General features: G+C 37.4%; 13 protein-coding genes. All 13 read right to left on the bottom strand.

What is annotated here, in order from left to right:
- Positions 1 to 18: 18 nt before the first annotated feature.
- Positions 19 to 870 carry a hypothetical protein gene (locus tag AB3H90_RS06495; protein WP_368016413.1) on the bottom strand — a complete coding sequence of 284 codons (852 nt, stop codon included), beginning with the start codon at positions 868 to 870 and terminating at the stop codon, positions 19 to 21.
- Between the two features lie 143 nt (positions 871 to 1,013).
- Positions 1,014 to 1,790, bottom strand: a complete 777-nt coding sequence (locus AB3H90_RS06500) for a hypothetical protein (RefSeq protein ID WP_368016414.1) — start codon at positions 1,788 to 1,790, stop codon at positions 1,014 to 1,016.
- On the bottom strand, positions 1,777 to 2,523 hold the full coding sequence (locus AB3H90_RS06505) for a hypothetical protein (protein ID WP_368016416.1): 747 nt from the start codon (positions 2,521 to 2,523) through the stop codon (positions 1,777 to 1,779). The genes AB3H90_RS06500 and AB3H90_RS06505 overlap by 14 nt, the downstream gene beginning before the upstream one ends.
- A gap of 218 nt (positions 2,524 to 2,741) precedes the next feature.
- The gene (locus AB3H90_RS06510) at positions 2,742 to 3,164 is read right to left on the bottom strand and encodes a F0F1 ATP synthase subunit epsilon (protein ID WP_368016417.1); all 423 of its coding nucleotides are present in this window, start codon (positions 3,162 to 3,164) and stop codon (positions 2,742 to 2,744) included.
- Between the two features lie 13 nt (positions 3,165 to 3,177).
- Positions 3,178 to 4,584, bottom strand: a complete 1,407-nt coding sequence (atpD, locus tag AB3H90_RS06515; RefSeq protein WP_010718594.1) for a F0F1 ATP synthase subunit beta — start codon at positions 4,582 to 4,584, stop codon at positions 3,178 to 3,180.
- A gap of 22 nt (positions 4,585 to 4,606) precedes the next feature.
- Complete coding sequence (locus tag AB3H90_RS06520; protein WP_010737986.1) at positions 4,607 to 5,509, bottom strand: F0F1 ATP synthase subunit gamma; 903 nt, start codon at positions 5,507 to 5,509, stop codon at positions 4,607 to 4,609.
- Between the two features lie 13 nt (positions 5,510 to 5,522).
- On the bottom strand, positions 5,523 to 7,079 hold the full coding sequence (gene atpA / locus AB3H90_RS06525) for a F0F1 ATP synthase subunit alpha (protein ID WP_010718596.1): 1,557 nt from the start codon (positions 7,077 to 7,079) through the stop codon (positions 5,523 to 5,525).
- 22 nt (positions 7,080 to 7,101) lie between these two features.
- Positions 7,102 to 7,644: an ATP synthase F1 subunit delta gene (atpH, locus tag AB3H90_RS06530; RefSeq protein WP_034699144.1), complete on the bottom strand. Its 543-nt coding sequence runs from the start codon at positions 7,642 to 7,644 to the stop codon at positions 7,102 to 7,104.
- Positions 7,631 to 8,155, bottom strand: a complete 525-nt coding sequence (gene atpF / locus AB3H90_RS06535) for a F0F1 ATP synthase subunit B (RefSeq protein ID WP_368016418.1) — start codon at positions 8,153 to 8,155, stop codon at positions 7,631 to 7,633. Before atpF ends, atpH begins: the two co-directional genes overlap by 14 nt.
- Before the next feature lie 209 nt (positions 8,156 to 8,364).
- Positions 8,365 to 8,580, bottom strand: a complete 216-nt coding sequence (atpE, locus tag AB3H90_RS06540) for an ATP synthase F0 subunit C (RefSeq protein ID WP_010718599.1) — start codon at positions 8,578 to 8,580, stop codon at positions 8,365 to 8,367.
- 50 nt (positions 8,581 to 8,630) lie between these two features.
- On the bottom strand, positions 8,631 to 9,350 hold the full coding sequence (gene atpB / locus AB3H90_RS06545; protein WP_010718600.1) for a F0F1 ATP synthase subunit A: 720 nt from the start codon (positions 9,348 to 9,350) through the stop codon (positions 8,631 to 8,633).
- 300 nt (positions 9,351 to 9,650) lie between these two features.
- The gene (smpB, locus tag AB3H90_RS06550; protein WP_010718601.1) at positions 9,651 to 10,115 is read right to left on the bottom strand and encodes an SsrA-binding protein SmpB; all 465 of its coding nucleotides are present in this window, start codon (positions 10,113 to 10,115) and stop codon (positions 9,651 to 9,653) included.
- 39 nt (positions 10,116 to 10,154) lie between these two features.
- Positions 10,155 to 12,521 carry a ribonuclease R gene (gene rnr / locus AB3H90_RS06555; RefSeq protein ID WP_034699140.1) on the bottom strand — a complete coding sequence of 789 codons (2,367 nt, stop codon included), beginning with the start codon at positions 12,519 to 12,521 and terminating at the stop codon, positions 10,155 to 10,157.
- Position 12,522: the final 1 nt, after the last annotated feature.

Here is a 12,522-nt window from a genome sequence, read left to right on the forward strand (position 1 = left end):
TGTTTCATTTAAATTCTTTTATCTACATATTCGTTGGTGGATTGTTTCTGGTTTCACTTGATTCTCTTGAGAGTGTGGTTGTTCTGCTACTTTTAGCTTAAATAAATTATTTTTTATTTCATTTAGATACTTTTGTCTACATATTCGTTGGTTGATTGTTTCTGGTTTCACTTGATTCTCTTGAAAGGGTGGTTGTTCATTCAACGCTTGCCAACTTTTTGGTTTATAACTTTCCCATTCATTTGGAGATGTTTTCCAAGGTGCAGGCACTTCATATCCATCTTCAAAAAAATGTACCTTTCCTTCAAAATCTTTCCAATTGCGAAAGAGATAGCGAATTTCTTTAGGAGTGAAAGCCTTTTTATCTTTTTTTTCTATAATACGTTTCATATCTAAACCATCAATACAATAATAAATGGTTACATTTTCATTATCTCTTGCACTGTCTAATCCAATTTTACAACCTCTAACAATCAGCTGTCCTGTATATTTGCGATTTTTCTCACATAGGTGTTCTATATTTTTTTTCGTAGATTCATGTAGCCCAGGATTAAAATTGATTACTTTATTTTTTTCAGTATCTTGTGTGCGTTGAAAATAGTAAGACCATAAAGGCCACCAATCTTTAAATGGTGAAATATATTTTTTCCAATTTATTGAAAAATCTTTTAAGTATTCAAGATTCATCGGATTTTTTGGGTGATCATATGTAATCGATGAAAAATGATTATTGTACTCTCTGATATCACAGGGACCTTGTCCTTCAGTATCACTTGAATAGAATCCTTTTTTTCTAATTTTTTCAATCTGTTTCTGTAAGTTTTCCGCTTTTGGTGATAAGCCATAAAATAGAATTATTTCCTGTTTCATCGTTCATTTTCCTTCCCATAAGTTTATTTATTTTTAGTTTTCAAGGTAAATAATAGCAGCAATAATCGTCCTCCTTTGAACTTTTTTCTTTTGTCCTAGTCCGATTTAACAAAAAAATAGTCATACTACGAAAATTAAAACACTCAACGTTCTTCCATAGCGGGAGATTGATTGTTTCTAATCGGTTGGTTTTTTAACTGAGTTCTCTGATCCATAATTGTCTTGTTTTTTTGTTCTGCTGTTTCAAACTCAGCTTTTCTAGCGAGATTTAATTTTATTCGTTCCTTCAAATAAGCAATGTTTTGATCAGTACTAGGATTAAAAAATTGATTTGTTTGATCAGTAGGAATCGATTTATCTTGTATTATTGCATCATAAAATGGCTTTTGGATTTTCTCATTTAGTTGCGGGTGAAACATATAAATTGGTGGGAGATATTGCTGATAATTTAACTGCCCTATTCGCTTGATGACATCAATTTGGCTACATGGTATTTTCTTTAATATTTCATTTATGTTTATTACGCCGTATTTATCTATCTGTTCTTTTAATTCAGTATCCAGCCTTGACAATTTATATTGCATTGGCATAGTCCATCCAGAATATGTCAAAAGAATCCTATCTATTGAAGTTTCCTTCTGAGAACCATTCAGATGAGATGCGTGTGCTTGTTCTAGGAGAACTTTTAAGTGATTCTTAGCTAAAACTGTAATATCATTGTTGTTCAATCGTACCATTTGTTTAATATTTTCAAATGATAAATTTTTCCTTCCGTGAAATACTTCCGTTAATAATTGCCGTGCTTTTTCTTCAGACTCTACTTTTATTTTATTATTCTCAGCAGTTACATCTATATTATTCTCAATTAAAATGTTTTTTACAGTTTGACAACTCATCTCATGTTTTTTAGCTAATCGCAAAAAAAAATAGTTTATGTCTTTGCTCCAACAAACACTTCACTGATTCAACAAGCGCTTGTTCCTTCTTACTTTGAGTGCTTGTCTGCCCATTCTCCAATGGTTGTTGTGTTGAACACCTGAACTCGCTATTACTTTCTATTGGCACGTTTGTATCTTGTACAAATTTCTTAGTTTCATATAAAGACTCTTGGACTTTGGTAGACAGCGTTGTTGATTGGGAAGTGTTTCTGATCCCCAACATTTCTTCTATTTCTAGTAACCGTTCGACATCTAATGAGTACTCCAAATGATTTTCCAGTTCGTTCTCTGGAGCAACTTTTTGTTTCTTATACGGTGGAACTTGTACTTTGTTATTCTGTTCTGACACTGCATGACTATCTTGGTTTTGAATCATTTTCAGTTCATTTTCGTTAATAATGTTTTGCAACGTTCTCTTTCTTTGAATTGTTTCCGATCGCGAGTGTTGTTGCTCAGCAAGATTACCTGTATTATTTTCCGATAGAGGTGGACCAAAATGATGTCTGTTAGATGGAAACTCCTCTTTCTCTTGTTTTTCTGATTCAAGGCTCTTCTTTAAAAGATAGTCCCTAAATTCTTGTAATTGTTTATGTAACGAAACTGTTTGATCATCCGTAAGATTGCCTACTATTTCTGAGTAAGATAGCGATTTTTGTTGCGTATGTGTTTCTTCTTTTGTGTCTTCTGTGGAAAACCGTTGAACCTTTTTCGGCATTATGATACCTCCTTTTTTACTGCAATTAGTTTACCATAGTATCATAATGATGAAAGTTCCATATTTTTATGTAACAAAGAAGTAATTGTTCTTTACTTTTTATGTTTAGAATATAACTACCAATAAAAAAAACGATAAAAAAATCCAAAATTCTAAGGAATCTCCTTAAGAATCTTGGATTTTTTAAGGCCTACTTGTTAGGTCCTCATTCGTTGCTTTTAAGAATGTTTTGAAACCTTGATTCGGTTGATCGCACGATGCAAAGCAACTGTCGCACGTTTCAATTCATTCGTATCTTCTTTTTCTTTTGCTTCTGCGATTTGTCGCTCAGCACGTTGTTTGGCTCTTTCTGCCCGAGAAACGTCAATATCTCTTTCACGTTCTGCACTATCGGCAACGATTGAAACAACATTGTCACGAACTTCCATGATTCCGCCATTGACAGCAATCCAATCGACGTGGGTATCAGAGTCTGTTCTCTTCACACGGACTTCATCAATTGTTAATGGAACAATGATCGGCGCATGTTTAGGTAAAATACCAAGTTCCCCCGCTGTAGTACGTGCTACTACGATCGCTGCATGGTGAACATAGACCAAACCGTCAGGAGTCACCACATTCACAGTTAAATATTGATCCATGGGGCACCCCTTTCTAGTAGCCTAGTTTTTTCGCTTTTTCTACGACGTCTTCTATTCTACCAACACTTCGGAATGCTTCTTCAGGAAGATCATCGTATTTACCTTCTAAGATTTCACGGAAACCTTTGACTGTTTCTTCAACTGGTACATAAGAACCAGGAAGACCTGTAAATTGTTCCGCTACGTTAAAGTTTTGTGACAAGAAGAATTGAACTCTACGTGCACGTGAAACTAAAACTTTTTCTTGATCAGATAATTCATCCATCCCTAAGATCGCAATGATATCTTGTAATTCACGGTAACGTTGTAAGACATGTTGGACTTCAGTCGCTACTTTATAATGTTCTTCACCAACGATTTCAGGTGCCAAAGCACTTGAAGATGAAGCCAATGGGTCCACGGCTGGATAGATCCCTTGTTCTGTCAATTTACGCTCTAAGTTTGTTGTAGCATCTAAGTGGGCAAATGCTGTTGCTGGTGCTGGGTCAGTATAGTCATCGGCTGGTACATAGATTGCTTGGATCGAAGTGATCGAACCTTTTTTCGTTGATGTGATACGTTCTTGTAATTGACCCATTTCAGTTGCTAACGTTGGTTGGTAACCAACGGCAGAAGGCATACGACCTAAAAGGGCAGATACTTCTGAACCAGCTTGAGTGAAACGGAAAATATTATCAATAAACAATAGCACGTCTTGACCTTCTACATCACGGAAGTATTCAGCGATCGTCAAACCAGTCAAAGCTACCCGCATCCGAGCACCTGGTGGTTCGTTCATTTGTCCGAACACCATCGCTGTTTTTTCGATAACGCCTGAATCTTTCATTTCATAGTAAAGGTCATTTCCTTCACGAGTACGTTCCCCAACACCGGTAAATACAGAAATACCACCATGTTCTTGGGCAATATTATGGATCAATTCTTGGATCAATACCGTTTTACCTACACCGGCACCACCGAATAATCCAACTTTCCCACCTTTTAAGTAAGGTGCTAACAAATCGATAACTTTGATCCCAGTTTCAAGGATCTCCGTACTAGTACTTAATTCATCAAAGCTTGGTGCTTTTTTATGAATCTCACTACGTTCTGCATCTTCTGGGAAAGATGATCCTAAATCGATCGTATCTCCTAAAACGTTGAATACACGTCCTAGTGTATCTTTCCCTACTGGAACAGAAATGGCTTTACCAGTATCGATAACTTCCATACCACGTTGTAAACCATCTGTTGATTCCATGGCAATGGTACGGATTACTCCGTCCCCTAATTCTAATGCTGTTTCAAGAACAACTTTTGATTTTTTCTCATCATTTTTATAAACAACTAATGCGTTGTTGATATCTGGTAAGGATTGGTCTAAAGAAAATTCCACGTCGACAACGGGACCGATTACTTGAACAATCTTGCCTGAACTCATCTTTTTTCCTCCAATCTCAATACTATTCTAGCGCCGAAGCTCCGGCAACAATTTCGGTAATTTCTTGGGTAATAGCCCCTTGTCTTGCACGGTTATAAGATACCGTCAAATCATCAATGATCGTTGCAGCATTATCCGTTGCTGTCTTCATGGCAGTCATGCCGGCAGCGTGTTCTGCTGTCTTCGCATCAACGATTGCACCATAGATTAAGCTCTCCGCATATTGAGGCAATAACTGCGCCAAGATTTCTTCTTTTGAAGGTTCAAAAATGTATTCTTGGTCAAAAGTAGTTGCTTCTTCTGGATCTAAATCTGAAATTGGCAGCATTTTTTCTACACGAAATTGGCTAGTTAGTGAATTGATATGATGATTGTAGCATACGTACAATTCATCAAATACTTCATTTTGATACATCGTTGTTGCCATACCTACGATTTTACGCACTTCATCAAAACTTGGTTGATCCGATAAATTACGTAATTCGTAAGCTAAATTAATTCCTCTAGCTTTGAAGAAATCTGCGCCTGTACCTCCGATTGCGATCATCACATAATCGTCAGGAGATTTATGGTCTTCTTCTAAAATAGACATTGTTTGCTTTAAAATCGAACTGTTATAGCCACCAACTAAACCACCATCAGCGGTAATCACGATATACCCCGTTTTCTTTACCGGACGGCTGATTAACATACTATTGTAATTGATATCTCCACGAGGATTATCAGAAGCAATATCATTTAGTTGAGTAGCTGTCAAATGAGTGACGATTTCTCTGACTTTATTTGCATAAATCTGAAACTTCTGAGAAGAAGCTTCAGATTTTGTCAGTTTAGAAGCGGACACCATTTGCATTGCTCGAGTGATTTGACTCGTTTTCTTCGTTGAAGCAATCCGAGTCTTGATTTCATTTAATGAAGCGCCCATTCATCTCACCTCACTATGCATTTTGAATGGATTTCAATTTGTCTTCTGTTGAAGAAGTGTTTCCTTTTGTCGCTAAGAAAATATCTTTGTATTCTTGGATCGCTTGATTCAATCGTTCTTCTTCTGGAAGATCTTTCGTTGTACGGATCGTTTCAAAGATATCTGCATGATTCGTATCTAGATATTCAAATAATTCATGTTCAAAATCTAAGATGCTGTCAACTGGAATACTATCTAAGAATCCATGTGTCAAAGCATATAAGATAACTACTTGTTTTTCAACAGCTAGTGGTGCATGAAGTTTTTGTTTCAAGATCTCAACTGTACGACGTCCACGATTCAATTTCGCTTGAGTCGCAGCATCTAAATCAGAACCAAATTGGGTAAATGCTTCTAATTCACGGTAACTTGCTAAGTCAAGACGTAATGTTCCTGCCACTTTTTTCATTGCTTTGATTTGAGCAGAACCACCTACACGGGAAACGGATAAACCAGCATCAACGGCTGGACGAGTTCCGGCGTAGAACAAGTCACTTTCTAAGAAGATTTGTCCGTCAGTGATTGAAATAACGTTTGTTGGAATATAAGCCGAGATATCTCCAGCTTGTGTTTCAACAAATGGTAAAGCAGTCATTGAACCGCCACCTAAATCATCACTTAGTTTTGCCGCACGTTCTAATAAACGTGAGTGCAAGTAGAAAACATCCCCTGGATAAGCTTCACGACCTGGAGGACGGCGTAATAGCAATGAAAGTTCACGATAAGCAACAGCTTGTTTTGATAAGTCATCAAAGATAATCAATACATGTTTGCCGTTGTACATGAATTCTTCACCCATTGCAGTTCCTGCATAAGGCGCAATATAAAGTAATGGCGCAGGTTGTGATGCACCCGCATTGACTACGATCGTGTAATCCATTGCTCCATATTTTTTCAAAGTTTCTACTTGTGTACGCACAGTAGAATCCTTTTGACCGATCGCCACATAGATACAGATCATATCTTGACCTTTTTGGTTAAGGATCGTATCGATTGCGATAGATGTTTTACCCGTTTTACGGTCACCAATAACTAATTCACGTTGGCCACGTCCGATTGGAACTAAAGCATCGATGGCTTTTAGACCTGTTTGCATTGGTTCATTGACAGATTTACGTTGCATAACGCCTGGTGCCATTGCTTCGACTGGACGAGCTTTATCTGTAACGATTTCTCCTAACCCATCGATTGGTTGACCTAGCGGATTAACGACACGTCCGATCAAGGCGTCCCCAACTGGAACTTCCATGATTTTACCTGTTCGTTTTACTTTGTCTCCTTCACGAATGGATTCGAAATCCCCAAGGATAATGATACCTACATCATTTGATTCTAAGTTTTGCGCCATTCCGTATGAGCCGTTTGAAAATTCAAGCAACTCACCACTCATCGCATTTTCTAAACCGTGTGCACGAGCAATCCCGTCACCGACATAAGTCACGGTACCGATTTCTTCGACTGAAAGCACGTTTTGATAATTTTCAATTTGTTCTTTGATCAAGGCACTAATTTCTTCTGCTTTGATAGCCATTCGATTCACCTACCTCTTTGTACTATCTATTTAATTGATTACGCATTTTTTCTAATTGCGTGCGAATGCTTCCGTCGATCACTCGATGGTTGGCTTCAACAATTGCCCCACCAATAATAGAAGAATCAACGATTTGCTTCAATTCAACTGTTTGATAGTCCATTGTTTTTGCAACATTCATTTCTAGTTTTTGTAATTGTTCATCAGAAAGTGGTACTGCTGTTTTTACACTACCTAAAAGTAGTCCTTTGTAATCGTTGTAGCGATGTTCGTATTCATCGATCATAAACGATAATTCAGACATCCGATTATAACTATAGACCACTTCTAAAAAGTTTTTCACGATACCGTCAAACCCACTGACAAGTTTATCCATAATGATTCGTTTTTCGTGAGGTTCTAAGCGGACGTCACTAAGTACGTTGCCTAATCCAGGTACTTCACTATAGATTTGGCGTAAGCTTAGTAATTCTTGGTAAATTTCTTCTGCGCTATTTGAATCGATCGCCAGTTCAAATAGTGCTTTACCGTAGCGTCTGCCGACAGTATATTTATCTAGTTTCATTTGTAGAACCTAGACCTTCGATATATTGATTGATTAAAGATTCATGCATTTCTGGAGACAATTCTTTGTTCAAGATTTTAGCCGCAATTTGAAGAGAAAGATCTGCTACATCATCTTTTACAGAGTTTAAAGCTGTATCACGTTCTAACATGATATCAGTTTGCGCTTTGCTTTTTAGACGTGCAACTTCTTCTTGCGTTTCCTTCAAAATATTTTGACGGCTTAATTCTCCACTTTCTTTCGCATTTTTAATGATATCAGCTGCATCAGAGCGAGACGCTAACAATTGTTGTTCGCGTTCTTGTTCCATTTTTGCTGAATTGATGCGAGATTTTTCGGCAGAATCTAAATCATTGGCGATCTTATCTTCACGTTTTTTCAAAATATCGCTGATTGGTCCCCAAGCAAAATGTTTCAATAGAAACATTAGTATCAAAAATGAGCCGCTGACAACGATGATATTACCTAACATCGGATTACCAACTTCTGCAATTGCCAATTGATTCAGCATAGGCTAGCCTTCCTTTCTTTAAGGTGTATCTCATGGATGATGAAGGAATCCTGACTTCAATGATTGAAACAGCCTCCTCAACGCCTTTTGTTCTAGTATTATGATGAAACAACTCAATTATTTTGAAAATAACCAGGTTGTTTTTTTTCAGTTTTTGACAATTAAAAGAGGATTAGTGACAGTTGTCCTATCCTCAAACAGTTAATTGATTAAACAGCAAAGACTAGAATCAAGGCAATAACCACACCTAGAATAGGAACAGCTTCAACTAAGGCTACCCCGATGAACATTGTTGTACGTAATTGACCAGACATTTCAGGTTGGCGTGCCATTGATTCGATTGTTTTAGAGATTACTTGACCATTACCATAACCAGCTCCGATAGCTGCTCCCATGATTGCGATTGCTGCTGCGATATAATTCATAATTTATTTCCTCCTAAATATAGATAAATAGTAGTTTGTTAAAAACGATGTTACTCTTCTACTTCAATCTTATGGCTCATATATACCATCGATAAAGTGACAAAGACAAATGCTTGGATGCTTCCGATAAACAATGAGAATGCGATCCAGACCATCTCTAAAGGAATTGCTAACGGTAATGAGAACCAACCTAAATTATTCATCATATTGGCAATCAAGGTAAGTAAAACTTCCCCCGCGTAGATATTCCCGTAAAGACGCAAAGCAAGTGTTAATAGGTTCGTAAATTCTTCGATCAGCTTCATTGGAAACATGAAACTATATGGTTTCAAGAACGAATTTACAAAATACCCTTTAAATCCAAGCTTTTTCACCCCGAATAAATGAGTAAGTGTGATCATTATAAATGCCAAAGTTAAAGTAACAAACGGGTCTGCTGTCGGACTTTTCCAAAGTGTTGTTTCGCTAGGTAAGACGATTTTCGTTATTAAACCTATATTATTTGCCACGAAGACAAACAAGAACAATGTAAAAGCCAACAAATGAAAATTATTCAATTCTTTTCTAGGCAGATTATCTGTTACGATCCCTCGGGTAAAGTCAATGACCCATTCCAGCGCATTTTGTTTCCCCGTTGGTTTCATCTTAAGATTTCTTGTAAAGAAGTAAACTAAGAAGAAGACAATCAAGCAGGTCAATAACACCATCATACAAACAGTACCATCAAACCAAACCGGTCCAATATGGAACGTTAGCGAGCGTTCATCCAATCCATTTCACCTCTTTTCCCTGAATTTCACATAAAATCAAATTCATGTGTACATCTGGTTTTTCTAAATCGTTTTCTAACCAAACGGTATCATACCACCATGAAACAGAAAATTCAAAACATTTTCATGAAAATCAGACAATTTTTTATTTCAGTCAAAAAAGTTTGCTTTTTCCTAAAAATCATCGTGGCGTTTTACAAGAAAAAACCTGTGATATCATGCTTTATCAGATTAAATGCTAACAAATTTTATCATTAAGTAAACCTAAAAGCACCGAATATGCGAAAAAGGATAATGAAATTATCTAGAGAAATTTTTTAATGTTCGATCAATTTGACGATCCACATCTTTTCGTTTTAGATCTTCTCGCTTGTCATAAGATTTCTTCCCTTTCGCAAGACCAATCAAAACTTTGGCATACCCATCACGAATATATACTTTTAAGGGTACGATCGTGACCCCGGTATTCTTTGTTTCAGTCTCTAGCCGTGAAATCTGTTTTTTGTGTAATAGTAACTTTCTTGTTCGTAACGGATCATGGTTAAAAATATTGCCTTGTTCATAGGGACTGATATGAACATTATGCAAAAATGCTTCACCGTTTCGAATACGGACAAATCCATCTTTCAAATTGATTCGGCTGTTTCGGATCGATTTGATTTCTGTTCCTTGCAGCACCATTCCTGCTTCCATCGTATCGATAATCGAATAATCATGGCGAGCCTTTTTATTTTGGGCGATTAACTTTCCGTCGCCTTTTGGCATATGACATTCCTCCAAACTGGTATTCATAGTGGTTATTGGTTATTTTTTCTTTTTCTTCTTAATTCCCTTATAAAAAGGTTTTTTCCCTTTTTTATTAGATGGTCCTTTTCCTTTTTTCCGCTCATTTGAATAGGAATTTTTCTTTCCATTCCGTTCAGTATGAGATTTTGATGAACGTTTTTGATGACGATTAGAAGGACGATTTTTGTTTGACGTTTTTGGACGTTCTAATGGAACGATTTCTTCTGCATCAATCAATTCAAAGTCAATTGCACGTTCTTCCGGATCTGCTTTGATGACTTTTACCCGCACTTTTTGACCGATTTTAAAAGTTAACCCTGTTCGTTCGCCTACTAATGCTAAATGATTCTCAATAAAGTGGAAATAGTCTTGTTTCAACTCATTAATATGGATCAACCCTTCAATCGTATTGGGTAATTCGATAAACAACCCAAATTTAACAACTGAACTGATGATCCCTTCAAATTCCTCTCCTACTTTATCCATCATGTATTCAGCTTTCTTCATTGCATCTACTTCACGCTCTGCCTCGACCGCACGACGTTCCATCTTCGAACTATGCTCCGCAATTTCGGGTAGTTCATTTTCCCAATAAGTTTGATTTGCTTCACTTGGGTCTTGTCCATACGAGCGAATTAAGCGATGAACGATCAAATCTGGATAACGTCTGATAGGCGAAGTGAAATGCGTATAATATTCCGCAGCTAATCCATAGTGTCCAAAATTATCTTCTGAATAACGTGCTTGTTGCATACTTCTCAACAGCATCGTATTGATAACAGCTGATTCGGGTTTGTCTTCGACGTTTTCAATGACTTTTTGAAGATCTTTAGGTGTGATTGTTCCTTTTGTTCCACGAACGACGATTCCTAGTGCAGAAGCAAAATCAAAGAAACGTTGCATCTTTTCTTCTTTAGGTTGCTCGTGAATCCGATAAATGAATGGAAAGTTGCGTTTATTAAAATGTTCCGCCACCGTTTCATTTGCCGCCAACATGAAAGATTCGATCAACCGTTCGCCTACGCCACGGCTTCGCAATAAGATATCAGTTGGTTGTCCATCTGGTTCTACGAGTATTTTTGCTTCACGGTCTTCAAAAGAAATCGCTCCTCGACGAATCCGCATTTCTTCTAAAATTTGATGTAGCTCTTGCATCTCTTGAAACATCGGCACTAATTGCTTATACCGTTCCATTACCTGCTCATCTTGTTCTTCTAAAATCTGATTGACCGCTGTATAGGTCATTCGTTCCGTCGTTTGGATGACACTTGGGAAAATATCATGAGATACCACCTGACCATTTGGATCAATCTCCATCTCACAACTCATTGTTAGTCTTGGTACGTGAGGATTCAATGAACAAATCCCGTTTGATAATCTTTGTGGGATCATTGGAATGACACGGTCGGTTAAATACACACTCGTTCCTCGTTCGTAAGCTTCACGATCTAACTGGCTTCCTTCGGTCACATAATTGGAAACATCTGCAATGTGTACACCTAAGAAATAATTACCGTTGGCCAATTTTTTCACAGTAACAGCATCATCCAAATCTTTGGCATCTTCTCCGTCAATCGTCACGATCAATTGTTCACGTAAGTCTCTCCGGCCAACTAGGTCTTTTTCATTGATCGTATCTGGCACTTGATCAGCTTCTGCCAAGACATCATCTGGAAATTTTGTCGGAATCCCGTTTGAGACAACAATCGATAGGATATCCATTCCAGGATCATTTTTATGGCCGATGACTTGTTTGACAATACCTTCTAAACTGGTCGCGTAGTTTTTCTCAGGATAATGGGTCAGCTCAACCATTACGATACTCCCATCAACTGGTCGAATCCCTTCAGCTGCTGCATAAACTTTAAACTGATTCAATTTTTTGTCTTTTGGGATAACCACCCCATAAAGATCCGTTTCACTTATCTCTTCCTCTGTGTAAGCTACAAATTCCCCAGCTAATTGCGTAGTTGCTCGTTTGCGGATCTCAACTACTTTACCTTCTGCTCCACGATCCATCGCAGTATCCGCCGTTTTTATGATATCGATCGCTACCGTATCGCCATCCATGGCATACCCAGTTGCTTCTTTAGGAATATAGATATCATCTTCTTCTGGATCAATCGTCACAAAGCCGAATCCTCTTTCATTGGCCCGAAACGTTCCTTCGATCAATACTGGTTTTAATGGTAGCTTCACTTTTCCTTTTTTGGTAAAGACCACACTTTGTTCTCGTTCCATTTGAGCGATTGTCTGAACGAGTAGTTTGAAATCTTCACTTTTTTGCAAGCCCAATCCTTGGGCGATTTCTTCCATTGAAAAGCTTTTTTTGCGCTCGCTCTCAATAAAAAAAATAATTTTTTCTTTCAATGTTTCTTTTGTCATT

Source organism: Enterococcus sp. C63 (assembly GCF_040887215.1).
Lineage (GTDB): Bacteria > Bacillota > Bacilli > Lactobacillales > Enterococcaceae > Enterococcus_B > Enterococcus_B hirae.